Raw genomic sequence first — 16,659 nt, forward strand, 5'->3', positions numbered from 1 at the left:
GGTCTTGCCGAGCCGCCCACGCAACCGCCTCCGCGACCGCTGCGGGGACCCGCCGAAAGGAACCCCTGATGTCCGACACCCGCGTGCTCGTCCTGATCGGCGCGGGCAGCGCCGTCTTCACCCGCGGTCTGCTGGCCGATCTGATCACCGCGGACGACCTCGGGTCCTGGGAGATCCGCCTGGTCGACGTCGACGCGGAGGCGTTGAGCGTGGCCGCGCGGCTGGCCGCGAAGATGGTCGAGGCGCGCACGGCGGGGAACCGGATCACCGTCCGGACCTCGACCGACCGGCGCACCGAACTCCCCGGCGCCGACTACGTGGTGACCTGTGTCGGCGTGGGCGGGCGTCCCGCGTGGCAGCGGGACCACGACATCTGCCGGGAGCACGGCGTCTACCAGCCGGTCGGCGACTCGGTGATGCCCGGCGGCATCTCCCGTCTGCTGCGCACCGTCCCGGTGATGGTGGACGTCGCCCGCGACGTCGCCGATCTGGCACCCGACGCCTTCTTCTTCAACTACAGCAACCCGATGACGGCCAACGTGCAGGCGATGACGCGCCACGCGGGCGCCGAGCCGGTCGGCCTCTGTCACGGAATGCACCACGTACAGCGGGAGTTGGCGGCGTTCGCTGGGCTGCCGTTCGAGGAGACATCGACGCTGTACGCCGGGATCAACCACCTGACCTTCATCTACGACTTCCGGCACAACGGCAAGGACGCCTGGCCCGTGGTGCGCGCCCGGATGGAACGGGAACTGGCGGAGCCCCCCGAGCCGTCGGACATCGGCGCCATCTGGGAGAACGGCAAGGCCTGGCACAACCCGTTCTCCTGGGAGATCTTCCGTCGCTACGGCGCCTACCCGGCTGCCAACGACCGGCACGTACTGGAGTTCTTCCCCGAGCGCTGGGCCGGCGGCGACTACTACGGCAAGAAGCTCGGCGTCGACGCGTTCTCCGTACCCGAGATCCTGCAGTGGGGCGAGGACCGCTACCAGGGCATGCGCGCGCAGGCCGAGGACAGTGCGCCGCTCGACGCCTCCGCCTTCGAGAACTCGACCGGCGAGCAGGAACAGCTCATCGCGATCATCCGGTCGATCACCTTCGACCGCCGCCAGATGTTCTCCGTGAACGTGCCCAATCGCGGCTCCGTGCCGGGCCTGCCCGACGAGGCGGCCCTCGAGATCCCGGCCGTGGCCACCGCGCGCGGCCTGCGGCCTGTGTCCGTCCCGGACCTGTCGGCGCCGCTCACCTCGATCCTGGCCCGTCGGCTGACCTCCGTCGAACTGGCGACGGAGGCCGCCATGACGGGTGACCGGGGTCTGGCGGTCGAGGCGATGATCGCGGACGGCGCGGTCACCGACCCGGACGCGGCCCTCGCTCTCACCGACGCACTGCTCGACGCCCAGCGGGCCTTCCTCCCGCGGTTCGCCTGAACTGCCGCCCCGCATCCGTTCCTTGGAGCTCCTATGAAGATCGGCCGCATCCGTCACCAGGGCCGGGTGTTCGCCGCCCGCGTCGAGGACGGGACCGTCCGCCTCCTCGCCGCGGAGGACGACCGCCACATGGCCGACGCCGTCCGCGACCTGATCGCCGACGGCACCGCGCACGCCGTACCGTCCACCTCCCTGCCCGTTGTCCCGTCGGCGGACGTCGAGGTGCTGAGCCCGCTCGCCGCCCCGCAGAAGATCGTCTGCATCGGCCTCAACTACGCCGACCACATCCGCGAGACCGGGCTCGAGACGCCCGAGGCCCCGCTCACGTTCGTCAAGACCGCCCACTGCCTCACCGGCCCGACAGCCGATATCCGGGTGCCGCGCGGGGCCAGTGAGCAGCTCGACTGGGAGGCGGAGCTCGCCGTCGTCATTGGGCGCACCGCCCGTGACGTGGACACGGACCGTGCCATGGAGCACGTCTTCGGCTACACCGTGGCCAACGACGTGTCCGCTCGCGATGCGCAGTTCGCGGACGGGCAGTGGTTCCGCGGCAAGAACTTCGACGGCTTCTGTCCGCTGGGGCCGTGGATCGTCAGCGCCGACGCCGTTCCCGACCCGCAGGCCCTGGCGATCTCCGCCCAGGTCAACGGGGCCACCGTCCAGGACAGTTCCACCGCGGAAATGATCTTCCCGGTGGCCGAGACCATCGCGTACCTCTCCCGGTACATGACGCTCCACCCGGGTGACGTCATCGCCACCGGAACCCCGCACGGCGTCGGCATGGGCCGGAGCCCGCAGCTGTGGCTGACGGACGGCGACGTCGTGGAGGTCGAGGTGGAGCACGTAGGCCGGCTGCGCAACACGGTGCGCGTCACCGGCTGATCCCGCCGTTCCCGTCCGCCCCTCTTCGATCCGGCACGGCACGGTCCGCGCCGCACCCCGCCAACAGCAGGAGGACCGCGATGAACATCGCCGACGACCCCGACCGCGCACCGGCCCGCTCGCACCTGTACGCCATGGGCCTGACCGACGACGACATGCGCAGGCCCACGGTGGGCATCGCGTCCACGTGGACGGGCACGATGCCCTGCAATCTCACCCACCGCGAACTCGCCGGACAGGTCGCCACCGGTGTACGCAGGGCGGGCGGCACGCCCATGGAGTTCAACACGGTCGCCGTCTCCGACAACCTCACGATGGGCACGCCGGGCATGCGGGCGTCGCTGGTCAGCCGGGAGGTGATCGCGGACTCCATCGAATTGATGGGCCGTGCGCACAGGTTCGACGCCCTCGTCTGCATCGTCGGCTGCGACAAGACGGTGCCCGCGGCCATGATGGCGATGGCCCGCCTGGACATCCCCGCCGTCCTGCTCTACAGCGGCAGCATGATGCCGGGCCGCTGGCGCGACCGCGACGTCACCATCCAGGACATGTGGGAGGCCCTCGGCGAGCGCGCGGTCGGCCGGCTCGGTCAGGACGACGTGGACGACCTGGCCCGGAACGCGTGTCCGGGAGCCGGGACCTGCGCGGCCCAGTACACCGCCAACACCATGGGCGCGGTCGCCGACTTCCTGGGCCTGGCGCCCTTCGGTGCCGGGGACATCCCGGCGGTCGCGCGCGAGAAGCAGGCGGCGGCCGAGCTCGTGGGCGAGGTCGCCCTCGACGTGTTCGCCCGTGACGTACGCCCGTCGCAGATCCTGACGGCGGACGCGCTGCACAACGCCATCGTCTCGGTCGCCGCGATGGGCGGCTCCACGAACGCGGTGCTCCACCTGCTCGCGATCGCCCGCGAGGCGGGTCTCGATCTGGCCATCGACGAGATCGGCGCGATCTGCCGCCAGGTCCCCATCGTCACCGGCCTCAAGCCGTCGGGCCCGCACACCGCGGTCGACCTCTGGCGCGCGGGCGGCACCTCGCTGGTGGCTTCCCGCCTGCGCGACGCCGGACTGCTGCGCGAGGACGTGACCCTCGTGGACGGCCGCACCTACGCCGACATCGCCGCAGGGGCCGAGCCGGCGCCGGGTCAGGACGTGGTGGCGAGCGTCGCCGAGCCCGTGAAGCCGGCGGGTGCGCTCGCCGTGCTGCACGGCTCGCTCGCGCCCGACGGCTGCGTGCTGAAGCTCGGCGGCCGCGCCGACTTCCGGCGCGAGGGTCCGGCGCGCGTCCACGACTCCGAGGAGGAGTGCTTCGAGGCCATCCAGGCAGGGCGGGTGCAGGCCGGTGACGTGGTGATCGTCCGGTACGAGGGCCCGGCCGGAGGCCCCGGTATGCGCGAGATGCTCTCCATCACGGGCGCTCTGGTGGGCCAGGGTCTCGGCGACTCGGTCGCGCTCGTCACCGACGGGCGCTTCAGTGGTGTCTCGCACGGTCTGGTGATCGGTCACGTCGCTCCCGAGGCCTACCGGGGCGGACCGATCGCACTGGTGCGGGACGGCGACACCGTGGTCGTCGACTCGGCTGCCGAGACGCTCGACCTGCTGGTCGACGACGAGGAGCTGGAGCGCAGGCGCCGCGCCTGGAGCCGGCCCGAACGGGTCGCCGAGCGGGGCGTGTTCAGCAAGTACGTCGCAACGGTGGGTTCGGCCTCGGACGGAGCGGTCACCGTCTGACGTGCCCTACGGTCCGCTCCGCGGACGACCGGCCCCCGACCGGCGCCCGTGCGCTGCAGTGTCCAACTCACCTGCCGCACACGGGCGTCGGCCGTGACCCGCGGGTGCCCGGAAAGCGACCCGCATGCGTCGGAGCCGGGCCGGAGTCAGCGGCGGTGCACCGGGGCGGAGCCGTCGGCGCTGCTGCGGAGCCTGCTGATCACGCGGCGGGACACCAGGTCCGTACCCGGTCCGCGGTCGGTGAGATGCCACAGCGCGCCGCCTCGACGGATCACGAGGTCGGTGCGGCGGGGGTCGTGCCGGACGGGAGTGGCCGCCAGCGCGGTGACCGGGCCCGAGCCCGGCAACGGCAGCGTCCGGGGCCGGTACTCGCCGGGACGCACCGCGAGCAGCCCCGCTTCCCCGTCGGACAGGAAGGCGAGGAAGCCGTGGGCGGCATGCACCGCGGCGGCCCGCACCGCGCCCGGCAGGGCCGAGGCCCGGCCGGCGGGATCGGTCCACCTGCTGCCCTTCGGTGACACCTCCAGGACGCAGGGCCGCAACGCACCGGGGCCGGCCACGAGCAGCACCTCACGCACGTCCCGGCCGTCCGCGGCCGCGGGGGCGCAGGTGTCGCCCGCCGTCCAGGTCAGACGGGGATAGGCCGCCGGATCGGCCTGGTGGAGCCGGGGCCGGTCGCCGGGCGCCGGTGACAGGACGGTCCACAGCGCGCCGTCGGTGGTCTCGGCGAGACTGAGTCCGAGGGCAGGGCTCCCGGGCGGCGGCTCCTCGGCGGTGAAGGCGGCATCCGGGCTCCAGCGCAGGCGCTTCGCGGTGCCGCCGGAGTGGGCCAGTACCTCGAGGTGGTCGGGGCCGTTGCGGCTCTGCAGGACGCGCACGTCGTCGTAGCGGTGGCCCCCGGCGAAGTGCAGCCCTCCGCTCCACTCCCCCGGCGGCGGCGAGCCCGGTGGTGTTCGGGTGTGCTCGGGATCGGTGTTGTGCCACAGCACCCACAGACCGTCGTCCTCGTCGCAGAGGACGAGTTCCAGGTTGCCGCGCTCCCCGTAGCGGCCCTGGGACAGCCCGAGGCCGCCGCGCACGGGAGGCGGGCCTGCGCTGGTGAGGAGGGGCAAAGAGGCAGCTGACATGAGTGTCCTCGTCGCGGCCGGCCTGCTGGGATCCGGTGGCGCGGGCGCCTGGCCGGCCAGCTGCCGGCGCCACGTTGGCACCCTCGCACGACCAGGAATGCGCGTCAACGCCCACAAGTGAGCAACTTCGCGCAGATCGAGCTTGCGAAAGCTGGCCCGCGCGGCCAAGACTGGGCATGCCACCGTCCTCGGTCACCCGGCCACCCCCGGCCACCTGCGGACGGACGGCCGCACCCACGCGTCACCCCGGACCACGACGGAGCAGACTCCATGCCGGACCCCGACCTGCCGGACCCCGACGGAGCCGTCGCGCCCCGACCCGAGCCCGGCGCGGCGACAACGCCGGCGCCGCCGCGCCCCCGCGGCCACCTGCTGATCGCCGGAGCGACGGGCACCCTCCTGCCGGCCGTCCACCGGGCCACGGCCCGCGGCGACACGGTCACCGCGCTGGCCAGGAACCACGCCGCGCTACGGGACTTGGAAGGCCTCACCGGCGGCCGTGCCCGACCGCTCCCCCGCGACTACGAGGCTCCGGGGCTCGCGGCGGCCCTGGCGGACGCCGCCCGGGAGAACCCGTTCACCGGCGCGCTCCTGTACTGCCCCCTCGCCTCGCCGCACACGGTGCGGGCTCTGTGCCGCGCCGTACCGCACGGCCCGGTGACGCTCGTACTGACCAGCGCCCACGCCGCTCCGGCCGACGGCGAACCCGCGGACTCGCCCTGGAGCACCGCGCGACTGCCACTCGACGCCCGGCCGACGCCCGGATGCCGGCTGCTCGTCCTCGGGTGGCGACCGGAGACCGCGGACCGCCGATGGCACACCCCGGAGGAGATCTCCGACGCCGCACTGCGGGTCCAGGACGCGCATGAGGCGCACGACGCCGTACTGGGACAGGTACGCCCGTGGCTCTCGCGCCCGCGCTGATGCCCGCCGCGTCCCGGTGCACACAGGCCGGGGAGGCCGTGACCGGCCCCGCGTACAGTTTCCCCGGAGACGGGCGGGCTGCCGGTCAACGAGGAGCGAGGGGACGCATGCTGGGCGCCGAACGCCGCAACAAGCTGCTGCAGATGGTGGACGCGGTCGGTGTCGCGCACGTGGGGTCACTGGCCGAACGGCTCGGAGTCAGCCCTTCCACCATCCGCCGCGACCTGTCCCACCTGCAGGAGCAGGGGCTGTTGAACCGGACGCACGGCGGGGCGGTCGCCCAGCAGGCCACCGAGGAGCCCGACCGCCCGGCACGCACCGGTGTGGCCTCGTGGGAGAAGCGGCAGCTCGCTCAGGAGGCGGTCCGCCACCTGCGTCCGGGCACGACGGTGCTGATCACCGGCGGCACCACGACAGCCGCCCTCGCCCCGCTCCTCGACTCGATCCCGGACCTGACGGTGGTCACCAACTCACTTCACCTGGCCGGGGAGCTCGCGCACCACGAGTCGGTCACGACCGTGGTGCTCGGCGGCTATCTCCGGCACCGGGAGATGTCCCTGCTCGGGCATCTGACGCGGCAGGCGCTCGAGGAGCTGCATATCGACGAGGCGTTCGTGGGCGCCTACGGCATCAACTCGGGCGGCATCAGCGGCGCACACGTCGACGAGGCCGAGACGGACCGGTGGCTGCTGTCGAAGGTGCAGCGCGTGACGGTCCTGGTGGACGGTTCGAAGTTCGGCCGCTCCGGACCGGTACGGGTCGCCCCGGCCGGCCGGCTCCACCGGGTGATCACCGACAGCTCGGCGCCCGAGGCCGAGGTGGCCGCGCTCGTCAAGGCCGCCGTGGACGTCGTACGGGTCTGAGCCACCGGGCCCACGCACCCGACCGGCTCCTGCGGCGGCCCGCTCCCGGCGTGCGCGGTCAGGGCTGGTGGCCGATGCGCCCCGCGCTCCACTCCACCCAGACATCACCGGCCGGAACGTCCCACTCCTCGGCCAGCACCCGTCCGGCCTGACGCAGCGCGGCATCCATCGCCGCCGCGGGCCGGGGCGAGCCGTGCACGACCGCGAGAGGCCAGGACGGGAGCGCCGACTCCCCGCTGGCGGTGGCGGTCACCGGCGTGAGCACGGCGATCACGCCCGAGTCGGGCAGACCCAGCTCCCCCGCCGTCGCCCGGCACAGAGCGGCCAGCCGCGCCGCGTCGCGCTCGGGACCCCCGCTCACCGCACAGACCTGGATGACGGGCATGTCGCACCTCATTCCTGTGGGCCGTCGGAGCTCTCCTGGAGCGTCGGACGGTCAGACCGTAGGCCGCCCCCTGGAGAGCGTCAAGGGGAAATGAGCAAAAGAAAGCATGACTTGCTTGTTATTGACTGGTCTTGGTGAGGGGGATAGAAAGCACTCATCGTCGGCCACCGACGAGGCCGGAACCCGCCCATGGCATCTGGAGGAATACGGCATGTCAGTCACCAGGCGCGCGCTGCTCGGCACCGCCGTGGCCGGAGCCGGAGCCGTCGCCGTCGCGCGCCGCTCGGGATTCACGCCCTCCAACACCGGAAGCGCGGGGCCGGACACACTGACCTTCGCCCTCTGGGGAACCGAGGCGGAGACCGCGGCTTTTCAGTCACTGGCCAGGACCTACGAACGTCGCAACCGGGGCATCCGGGTGCACATCAAGGTCGAGCCGTACCAGCAGATGTACACCAACATGGACGCGCTGCTCGCCGGCGGCCGCGCCCCCGACCTGTTCCGCTGCGACTACGCCAACCTCGGCATGTACAGCGCGAGCGACCAACTCCTCGACCTGTCCCCGTACTTCAGCAAGGCGGAGCGCGGGAACTTCCTGCCGGCACTGTGGGAGGCGGTGTGCCACGACGGCCGTCCGTACGCGGTCCCGCACCACACCGACACCACCGCCGTCCTCTACCGCAAGGACATGTTCGAGCGCGCAGGCATCACCGAGGTGCCCGGCCGGCTCGAAGACGCCTGGACCTGGGGCGAGTTCGGCGAGATCTGCGCAAGACTGAGCAAGAAGCTCGATCACGTCTATCCCTTCACCTACCCGTGGCAGCAGGCGGGCGCGTTCCGCTGGCTGACCTGGCTGTGGGAGGCCGGCGGTCATCTGCTCGATTCCGACCTGAGCGCGCCGGCCCTCGATTCGGCCGCCGGGCTGCGGGCGATGCGCTTCACCCAGGACTTCTTCCGCCAGGGCTGGATCCCGCCCAACAGCTCCGTGAAGACCTCGTCCTTCCCGGACTCCCTCTTCAACGCCGGTACCACGGCGATGGCGTTCGCCGGTGACTTCCTGCTCCCGCAGATCGCCGCGGGCGGCCTGGACCCGAAGCTGTACGGCGTCACGTACCAGCCCCGCGACCGGATCGCCGCCACCGACCTCGGCGGCAATGCCGTGGTGGCCACCCGCACCACCGAGAACCCCGAACTGGCCGCCGATTTCCTCAAGTTCCTGGTGAGCGAGGAGGTGATGCGGTGGTACTGCGAGAAGACCGTCGTCCTGCCCACCAGGCCCGACCTCCTCGAGCAGCGCCTCGACTACGTGGAACGCCCCGACCTCATGCCCGTCTTCGCCGACCAGGCCACCACCCTGACTCCGGCCATGACCGCCGAGGTCGCGGTGCCCTTCTTCGGCCGGATCAACGCCGCGCTCCAGGACGAGCTGGAGGCCGCCTTCGTCAGCGGTCAGTCGGCCGAGGAGACCCTCCAGAAGATCGCCGACGCCACCGGCGCGGCCATCGCCGCCCAGTGAACTCCGCCTCTTCCCTCCGCCACGGAGCTGCCATGGCCACCGTCACCACCCCCGCCCGCACCTCGCCGACCGAGCCTCCCGCCTCTCCCCGCGGCCGGCGCCGTCCCAGGTCCGCCGCCCGGATGCGCGAGTCCCTCTCCGCCTGGACGATGCTCGCTCCCAACCTGAGCCTGGTCACCGTCTTCCTCCTGGTGCCCCTGGTCATGGCCCTGGTCCTGAGCTTCCAGTACAGCACCGGCCTCACCTCGCCGAGCTGGGCCGGACTCGCCAACTACCGCCAGCTCCTGGACGATCCGGTCTTCTGGCGGACGGTGGCGAACACCGCCGTGTTCTGTCTGGCCACGGTGCCCATCGAGATGGCGATGGGCCTGGGCCTCGCGCTGCTGTTCAACTCGGTGATGCCGGCCCGGCCGGTCTGGCGCACCCTCGTGTACCTGCCGATGGTCATCTCCGGTGTCGCCACGGCGCTGATCGGCACCCTGATGTTCGACGAGAACATCGGCCTGTTGAACAAGCTGATCGGCGCGGTGGGGATCGACAGTCTGCCGTGGCAGACCGACGGCGCCGCCGCCATGGGGTCGGTCATCCTGATCACCCTGTGGATGCGGGTCGGCTTCAACATGGTCATCTATCTGGCCGGACTCCAGGGCATCTCACCCGAGTTGTACGAGGCCGCGCGGGTCGAGGGTGCGAGCTACTGGCAGCAACTGCGCAACATCACCGTGCCGATGCTGGGGCCGTCCACCTTCTTCCTGCTGATCATGAACGTCATCTACTCGTTCCAGGTCTTCGACACCGTCTTCGTCATGACACTGGGCGGCCCCGGTCACGCCACCGACGTCATGATCACGTACGCGTACCGCAACGGCTTCGAAGGACGCCAGCAGGGCTACGCGGCGGCGATCGGCATCGTGCTCTACCTGCTCGTCATGGCCTTCACCGCACTCCAGTGGCGCTTCAGCCGCAACCGGGACACGGTCGGCTGACCCCGACCGCCGCTCCCCTCCCTCCGCCCCGTCCCGAAGGACTCCGATGTCCACGATCGCAACGAAACCTGCTGGGCCGGACACGAGTTACTCCGCCCGCCACCGACGCGCGAAGCGCCTGAAGTACGTCCGGGTCGCGGCGGCGGCCCTCGCCGGCCTGGCCATGGCACTCCCGCTGTTCTGGATGCTGCTGACGGCCTTCTCGCCCCTGTCCGACCTGCACACCACCAGCCTCCACTGGTGGCCGAGCCGCTTCACCCTGGACAACTTCCGGATCGTCTTCGACTTCCCGGTGTGGACATGGGCCATGAACTCCACGGTGATCACCTGCTGCGTGGTCGCGATCACCGTCACGATCAACCTGCTCGCCGGCTACGTGTTCGCGAAGATGCGCTTCCGCGGCCGCAACCTGGTCTTCCTCGTGCTCCTGAGCACCATGACGGTGCCGGTGCAGGTCCTGATGGTCCCGCAGTTCAAACTCGTCAGCGGTATGGGCCTGTTCGGCAGTTTCTGGGCGGTCATCCTGCCCGCCTCGTCCACCGCGTTCGGCATCTTCCTGGCCCGGCAGTTCATGCTCGGCATCCCCGACGAGATCCTCGAGGCCGCCCGCATCGACGGAGCGGGCCAGCTGCGCACCTTCGTGACCGTGGTGCTGCCCCTGTGCAAGCCGCTCATCGCCGTGCTGTCGCTGCTGACCTTCCTGTACCAGTGGAACGACTTCGCCTGGCCGCTGACGGTCCTCAAGGACTCGCGGCTCTACACCCTCTCCGTCGGCATGCAGTTCGTGAACGGCGAATACACCGCCAACTACGGCGCGATCATGGCCCTCGCCCTGCTGTCCGTCCTGCCCATGGTCGTGATCTTCCTGTGCTTCCAGAAGTACTTCGTCCAGGGCTTCGCACGATCGGGAATCAAGTGATGACCTCCGCCAACGGCTCCTCCGGCACCGTCCGTTACCTCAGCACCCTCGCCTTCTCCGACAGGTGGCTCGACCGCCTTCGGGAGCGTGTACCCGGCCTCGAGATCACCCAGATCACCGCCCGGAAGGCCGCCGACGTCCCCGACGAGGTGTGGCGGCGCACCCAGATCCTGCACACCGGCGCGGTGTTCCCGGATCCCGGCCGGGCACCGGCGCTCGAGTGGATCCAGCTCGACACCTCGGGCGCCGATCACCTCGAGGGGACGCCCGCCTGGGAGCTGCCCGTGCCCATCACCTCCATCGGCGGCATCTCGCCGGTGCCGATGGCCGAGTACGTGATGATGATGGTCCTGGGCCTCGCCCACCGCCTGCCCCGTGCGGTGGCGATCCAGCAGTCCGCCGACTGGCCGTCGCTGAGCCGGCGTTGGAACACGCTGATGCCGCGTTCCCTGCGGGACGCCACTCTCGGTGTCATCGGATACGGCCGGATCGGCCAGGAGATCGGCCGTCTCGCCCGTGCACACCGGATGAACGTCCTCGGCCTCAAGCGCGGCGCGGCGCCCCGTACCGGCGCCTACTTCGGCGCCGCGGCGCGGGACGAGGCCGATGCCGAGATCTACACCCCGGACCGCCTGTACGAGTTCCTCGCCCGCTGCGACTACCTCGTGGTCACCTGCCCGCTCACGGACGAGACCCGCAACATGGTCGACGCCGGCGCCCTGGCCGCTCTCAAGGAGGGCGCGATGGTCGTCAACGTCGCGCGCGGCGGCATCGTCGACGAGGAGGCCCTGCGGCAGGCACTGCGCTCGGGCCAGGTGGCGGGCGCCGCGCTCGACGTCTTCGACGAGGAGCCACTGAGCGCGGAAAGTCCGTGGTGGACCGAGCCGGGCGTACTGCTGACCCCGCACGTAGCGGGGTTCGCACCGGACTACGAGGAGCAGGTCCTGCGCCTCGTCGGCGAGAACGTCGAGCGGCACCTGGCCGGCTCGGACCTGCTCAACCTGGTGGACCGTGGCCGTGGCTACTGACTTCCTCCTGGCGCCGCAGCGCCACCATGCCGTCCTCGACCGCCTGCGCAACCGGGGTGCGGTCAACGTCGTCGAGCTGTCCCGGCTGCTGCGCATCAGCCCGTCCACCGTCCGCCGGGACCTGCGCGACATGGAACTCCAGGGCCTGCTGCGACGGGTGCACGGCGGGGCCACCGTCGTCGCCGACGCGGTGGAGCCGGACCAACCGGCCCGGGCCGCCGAGCAGCCCGAGGCGAAGCGGCGCATCGCCGGCGCCGCGCTGTCCCTGGTCCGTGACCACAGCACGATCCTGATCAGCGGCGGCACCACCACGGAGGCACTGGCCGGCCGGCTCGCCGAGCGCCGCGGCCTCACCGTCGTCACCAACGCCCTGCCGATCGCCCAGATCCTCTCCGCCACCGCCTCGATCGACGTGATAGTCATCGGCGGAGTGCTGCGCCACCGCGAGCAGTCCCTGCTCGGACATCTGGCGGAACTGGCTCTCAGCGAGCTGCAGATAGACCAGGTCTTCAGCAGTGCGTACGGACTGCACGCGGAAGCCGGCCTCACCGGCGCCCACGTCGACGAGGCCCAGACGGACCGCGCGCTGCTCGACGCCGGGCGCGACATCGTGGTCCTCGCCGACGAGTCGAAGCTCGGGCGCAGAGGTCCCGTTCGGCTCGCTCCCGTGGAACGGGTCGGCACCCTCGTCACCGACGCCGCGCCCGCGCACCCCGTGCCCGCCGCGGTCGTCGGTGTCGGCGGACGCGTACTGCACGCCTGAGCCGGCCGAACCGCCCTGCGCCGCGGCCGTCTCCCCCCGAACCGAATCGAGCCCTCATGCCCCTGACAGCCACTTCCCACGTCGTCGACCTGGCGACGCGTTCCGGCGCGGCCGCCCTGGCGTTCAACGTGATCACCCTGGAGCACGCACAGGCGATCGCCGCCGCCTGCGCGGACACGGGACTGCCCGCCATCCTCGCGGTCAGCCACAACGCCGTGCGGTACCACGGCGGGGACCCGTCCGCGATCGTCGCCGCCTGTTCCGCGGTGGCCCGGAGCTGCCGGGCGCCGCTGTCGCTCCATCTCGACCACGTCGACGACCCCGAACTGGCCGCGGCCGCGGCCGATCTGGGCTGCACCTCGGTGATGTTCGACGCCTCCGTACTGCCGCACGAGCAGAACGTCGCCGTGACCGCCGAGGTGACCGAGCGCCTGCACGCCAGGGGCGTCTGGGTGGAGGCGGAGCTGGGCGAGATCGGCGGCAAGGACGGTGTGCACTCGGCCACCGCCCGGACCGATCCCGGCCAGGCGGCCGCGTTCGTGGCGGCCACCGGCGTGGACGCGCTGGCCGTGGCGGTCGGCAGCTCGCACGCCATGACCGAGCGCACCGCCCGACTCGATCAGGAACTGATCGTCCGGCTGCGGGACGCGGTGAACGTACCGCTGGTGTTGCACGGTTCGTCGGGCGTACCCGACGCCGAACTCGTGGAAGCCGTCCGCAACGGCATGCGGAAGATCAACTTCGGCACGCATCTCAACGCCTCGTTCACCGCGGCCGTCCGGAAGTCCCTGGCGGCGACCGACGGTGTCGACCCCCGCCGCTACCTGGGCGCGGGCCGGACCGCCATGGCCGAGGCAGCCGCCGCGCAGCTGCGCCTGGTGGGCGCCGCCCGTCTCGCTCGGACCGCGTGAGACGTCCGGCCCACACCGATCACCCTTCACCGTCGAGAGGAACGACCATGCCCACCGGCCCCGAACCGGTCGCCGATCCCCACCGCGTACTCGCCGACTGCACCGACCGCGCCCTCGAACGGGAGGGCATCCCCATGTTCCTGGCCTTCCAGAGCGCCGATGCCCGGCCCGCACACGAGGAACCCGTACGAGCCGAGGGCGCCCGGCTCGCCACGTTGGTCGGCCACTACCGGTCCGCACTCGCCCCGGAGCGCGCGGACGACGACGAGCCCGCGCTCATCGACGTCCTCCAGGTCATGGCCGTCGCGCACTTCACGCCCGGGACCACCGCCGCACCGAACTCCGAGGAGCAGTGATGTCCGAGCCCGACGGCCTCACCACCGCGAGCTTCACCGAGCACGAACGCGCCTTCCGCGAAGGCAGGTTCCTGCGGGTGGTGAACTACCACAACACCCCGGAGGCGGACACCGACCGGATCAGGGCCGAACTCCGGGCGCTCGCCCGGGACTTCGACCCGGTGACGGTGGAGGACCTGGACACCTTCCGGACCACGGGCTCCTGGCACAAGCCACGGCCCGGCATCATCCCCGTCTTCTACGAGGGCTACCGCAACAGCGCGGAGGTGGCCGCACCACTGGCCGAGGAAGCGGGCCTGACCGCCTGGTTCTTCATCTGCACCGCGTTCCTCGACGTGCCGGTGGCCGAGCAGTTCGACTACGCCAACGCCCACAACATCGACCTCGTCCCCGAGGACCGCAAGGGCGAGCGGCTGGCCATGACCTGGGACCAGGTCGCGGACCTGAGTACCCGCCACGTCGTCACGCCGCACACCGCGAGCCACGCGAGCGCGGCCTCCCTGGAGACCGACGAGGCCGTCCGCCGGGAGGTCTTCGAGCCGAAACGGCGGATGGACGAGGTCACCGGCCAGGACGCGGCCTGCACGGCGTTCCTCTGGGGCACGCCCTTCGGCAAGAATCCGCGGGTGGACGCCGCCGTGCGAGAGGCCGGCTACCGCTACCAGTTCAGCAACACGATGGTGCAGCACCTGGGCTGACGGCACCTCGTGCGCCCTCGACGCGCCCTTTCCACAGCGGGCTCGGCATCAGGAGGTCCGCTTCGCCGCCCGCTCCCCGGAGTCGGAGCGACCCTGCTCGGCATCGAGCAGGGTCGCCGCGTCCTGCAGCAGCGCGTCCAGGACGACCGGATAGGCGGTGCGGTTCATCCGGCCGGCCAGAAGCTGGGCGGTGGCGGCGATTCGCGGGTGGGTGTCGGCGGGAAGCCGGGCGTACGTGGAGCTCCACATCTCCTCGTCCGCCTGCCGTGCCTCGTCGGTCAGGGCCAGCGAACCGGCGTCGAGCGCGGCGAAGGCGAGGCTCAGGTCGATGAACGCGTGGTAGACGCGGACGGCGGCACCGTCCGCAAAGCCCGCGCCGTGCAGGAGGGCGAGGATCGTCTCGTCCACCGCGATCTCACGGGGCCGGCCCGTGACCCGGCTGGCGGTCAGCACGGCGGCCTGGGGGTGGGCCAGGTACGAGGAGTGGATGGCGAGGCCGAGGGCGCGCAGGTCGGCCCGCCATTCTCCGGTGGCCGCCCAGTCGTCCAGGGCCCGGCCCATCAGCTCCTCGCCGATGGCCCGGGTCAGGTCGTCCATGCCGGCGAAGTACCGGTAGAGGGTGCTGGGGTCCGCGCCGAGTGCGGTGCCGAGACGGCGCGCGGTGAGGCCCGGGCCGCCGTGTTCGCGGAGCACCCGCAGGGCGGTGTGCACGATCAGCGACTCGGACAGCACCGTGCCCTCCTTGGTGGGCCGTCGCCTGCGGCGTGCCGCCTCCGGCACCACGTGCTTGGGCATCACGCACTCCCCTCTCCGGCCTTACGCCAACGCCATTGACGTTAATGCAAGCCCTCCCGTTGCATCGGGTCAACCCCCGCGGATGCTCATCCACGGGCGACGAAAGGTGAGTTGACATGCGAGTACTGCTGGTGGGCGCGGGTGGCGTCGGCACCGCCGTCACCAAGATCGCGGCCCGACGGGACTTCCTGACCCACATGGTCGTGGCCGACTACGACCTCTCCCGCGCCGAAGCCGCCGTCGCCGCGCTGAAGGAGCACGGGGACCGTTTCAGCGCGCTCCGCCTGGACGCCTCAGACGAGGACGCGGTGCGCCGCGCACTGCTCGAGGAGAACTGCGACGTCCTGCTGAACGCCACCGACCCGCGTTTCGTGATGCCGCTGTTCGACGCCGCCCTCGCGGCGGACACGGACTATGTCGACATGGCGATGTCGCTGTCCTCGCCGCACGCCGCGCGGCCGTACGAGCAGTGCGGGGTGAAGCTCGGCGACGCACAGTTCGAGCAGGCGGCCCGGTGGGAGCGGTCGGGCCGGCTCGCGCTGGTCGGCATGGGCGTGGAACCGGGCCTCTCCGACGTGTTCGCGCGGTACGCGGCCGACGAACTCTTCGACGGGATCGAGGAGATCGGGATCCGCGACGGCGCAGACCTGGCCGTCGAGGGCTACGCCTTCGCACCGTCCTTCAACATCTGGACGACGATCGAGGAGTGCCTCAACCCGCCCGTGGTCTACGAGAAGGACCGCGGCTGGTTCACGACCCCGCCGTTCAGCGAGCCGGAGGTCTTCGAGTTCCCCGACGGCATCGGGCCGGTGGAGTGCGTGAACGTCGAGCACGAGGAGGTGCTCCTGATCCCGCGGCGGATCGACGCCCGCCGGGTGACCTTCAAGTACGGCCTCGGGGACGACTTCATCGCCAAGCTGAAGACACTGCACGAGCTGGGCCTCGACTCGACGGCCGAGGTCACCGTGCCCGGCCCCGACGGCCCGGTCGAGGTGTCGCCGCGGGACGTGGTCGCCGCCTGCCTGCCCGACCCGGCCACCCTCGGCGACCGTATGACCGGCAAGACCTGTGCGGGGACGTGGGTGAAGGGCACCAAGGACGGCGCGGCACGCGAGGTGTACCTGTACCACGTGGTCGACAACCAGTGGTCGATGCGCGAGTACGGATCGCAGGCCGTGGTCTGGCAGACCGCCGTCAATCCGGTGGTCGCCCTGGAGTTGCTGGCCGGCGGCCTCTGGTCCGGCAGCGGGGTCCTCGGCCCCGAGGCCCTGCCGCCCCGCCCCTTCCTCGACCTGCTCACCGAGTACGGCTCGCCGTGGGGCCTGCGCGAGGAAGGCTGACGGCTGCGT

The 16,659-nt window shown here is 71.6% G+C and carries 17 protein-coding genes; 14 read left to right on the top strand and 3 right to left on the bottom strand.

Annotation, left to right across the window (positions count from 1 at the left end; translation table 11 throughout):
• Positions 1-68 precede the first annotated feature (68 nt).
• The 3 genes from DSC45_RS17550 (at position 69) to ilvD (ending at position 4,039) form a co-directional block, all read left to right on the top strand.
• Entirely contained in the window at positions 69-1,430 is a 1,362-nt protein-coding gene (locus DSC45_RS17550) for a family 4 glycosyl hydrolase (protein ID WP_119291982.1), read from the top strand.
• Between the two features lie 33 nt (positions 1,431-1,463).
• Complete coding sequence (locus DSC45_RS17555) at positions 1,464-2,312, top strand: fumarylacetoacetate hydrolase family protein (protein WP_119291983.1); 849 nt, start codon at positions 1,464-1,466, stop codon at positions 2,310-2,312.
• An 80-nt stretch (positions 2,313-2,392) separates the two neighbouring features.
• Positions 2,393-4,039, top strand: a complete 1,647-nt coding sequence (gene ilvD / locus DSC45_RS17560) for a dihydroxy-acid dehydratase (protein WP_119291984.1) — start codon at positions 2,393-2,395, stop codon at positions 4,037-4,039.
• A gap of 146 nt (positions 4,040-4,185) precedes the next feature.
• Here the strand turns inward: ilvD and DSC45_RS17565 are convergent, their stop codons facing one another.
• Complete coding sequence (locus DSC45_RS17565; RefSeq protein WP_162929256.1) at positions 4,186-5,166, bottom strand: hypothetical protein; 981 nt, start codon at positions 5,164-5,166, stop codon at positions 4,186-4,188.
• A 270-nt stretch (positions 5,167-5,436) separates the two neighbouring features.
• Between DSC45_RS17565 and DSC45_RS17570 the strand changes: the two genes are divergently transcribed.
• The gene (locus DSC45_RS17570; RefSeq protein WP_119291987.1) at positions 5,437-6,090 is read left to right on the top strand and encodes a Rossmann-fold NAD(P)-binding domain-containing protein; all 654 of its coding nucleotides are present in this window, start codon (positions 5,437-5,439) and stop codon (positions 6,088-6,090) included.
• Positions 6,091-6,197: 107 nt separating this feature from the next.
• Complete coding sequence (locus DSC45_RS17575) at positions 6,198-6,953, top strand: DeoR/GlpR family DNA-binding transcription regulator (protein WP_162929257.1); 756 nt, start codon at positions 6,198-6,200, stop codon at positions 6,951-6,953.
• Positions 6,954-7,011: 58 nt separating this feature from the next.
• Here the strand turns inward: DSC45_RS17575 and DSC45_RS17580 are convergent, their stop codons facing one another.
• Positions 7,012-7,338 (bottom strand): hypothetical protein, encoded by a 327-nt coding sequence (locus tag DSC45_RS17580; RefSeq protein ID WP_162929259.1) that lies wholly within the window; start codon positions 7,336-7,338, stop codon positions 7,012-7,014.
• 211 nt (positions 7,339-7,549) lie between these two features.
• Between DSC45_RS17580 and DSC45_RS17585 the strand changes: the two genes are divergently transcribed.
• The 8 genes from DSC45_RS17585 to DSC45_RS17620 are packed head-to-tail and all read left to right on the top strand — an operon-like array spanning position 7,550 to position 14,515.
• A complete protein-coding gene (locus tag DSC45_RS17585) occupies positions 7,550-8,854 on the top strand; it encodes an ABC transporter substrate-binding protein (RefSeq protein WP_162929260.1) in 1,305 nt (434 codons plus the stop codon).
• Between the two features lie 32 nt (positions 8,855-8,886).
• Positions 8,887-9,840: a carbohydrate ABC transporter permease gene (locus tag DSC45_RS17590; RefSeq protein WP_119291994.1), complete on the top strand. Its 954-nt coding sequence runs from the start codon at positions 8,887-8,889 to the stop codon at positions 9,838-9,840.
• A 46-nt stretch (positions 9,841-9,886) separates the two neighbouring features.
• Positions 9,887-10,759, top strand: coding sequence for a carbohydrate ABC transporter permease (locus DSC45_RS17595; protein ID WP_119291996.1), 873 nt, complete (start codon positions 9,887-9,889; stop codon positions 10,757-10,759).
• Entirely contained in the window at positions 10,759-11,787 is a 1,029-nt protein-coding gene (locus tag DSC45_RS17600; RefSeq protein ID WP_119291997.1) for a D-2-hydroxyacid dehydrogenase, read from the top strand. The genes DSC45_RS17595 and DSC45_RS17600 overlap by 1 nt, the downstream gene beginning before the upstream one ends.
• Positions 11,777-12,550 carry a DeoR/GlpR family DNA-binding transcription regulator gene (locus tag DSC45_RS17605; protein ID WP_162929261.1) on the top strand — a complete coding sequence of 258 codons (774 nt, stop codon included), beginning with the start codon at positions 11,777-11,779 and terminating at the stop codon, positions 12,548-12,550. The genes DSC45_RS17600 and DSC45_RS17605 overlap by 11 nt, the downstream gene beginning before the upstream one ends.
• Before the next feature lie 56 nt (positions 12,551-12,606).
• Complete coding sequence (locus DSC45_RS17610) at positions 12,607-13,461, top strand: class II fructose-bisphosphate aldolase (protein ID WP_119292001.1); 855 nt, start codon at positions 12,607-12,609, stop codon at positions 13,459-13,461.
• Positions 13,462-13,508: 47 nt separating this feature from the next.
• Positions 13,509-13,817, top strand: a complete 309-nt coding sequence (locus tag DSC45_RS17615; RefSeq protein ID WP_119292003.1) for a hypothetical protein — start codon at positions 13,509-13,511, stop codon at positions 13,815-13,817.
• On the top strand, positions 13,817-14,515 hold the full coding sequence (locus tag DSC45_RS17620; protein ID WP_119292004.1) for a polysaccharide deacetylase family protein: 699 nt from the start codon (positions 13,817-13,819) through the stop codon (positions 14,513-14,515). The genes DSC45_RS17615 and DSC45_RS17620 overlap by 1 nt, the downstream gene beginning before the upstream one ends.
• 48 nt (positions 14,516-14,563) lie before the next feature.
• Here the strand turns inward: DSC45_RS17620 and DSC45_RS17625 are convergent, their stop codons facing one another.
• Entirely contained in the window at positions 14,564-15,310 is a 747-nt protein-coding gene (locus DSC45_RS17625; RefSeq protein ID WP_119292006.1) for a TetR/AcrR family transcriptional regulator, read from the bottom strand.
• A 116-nt stretch (positions 15,311-15,426) separates the two neighbouring features.
• Here DSC45_RS17625 and DSC45_RS17630 point away from each other — a divergent pair, with 116 nt between their 5' ends.
• On the top strand, positions 15,427-16,650 hold the full coding sequence (locus DSC45_RS17630; RefSeq protein WP_119292007.1) for a saccharopine dehydrogenase family protein: 1,224 nt from the start codon (positions 15,427-15,429) through the stop codon (positions 16,648-16,650).
• Positions 16,651-16,659: the final 9 nt, after the last annotated feature.

The sequence above is a fragment of the Streptomyces sp. YIM 130001 genome (assembly GCF_003574445.1).
In the GTDB taxonomy this organism is placed as follows: domain Bacteria; phylum Actinomycetota; class Actinomycetes; order Streptomycetales; family Streptomycetaceae; genus Streptomyces.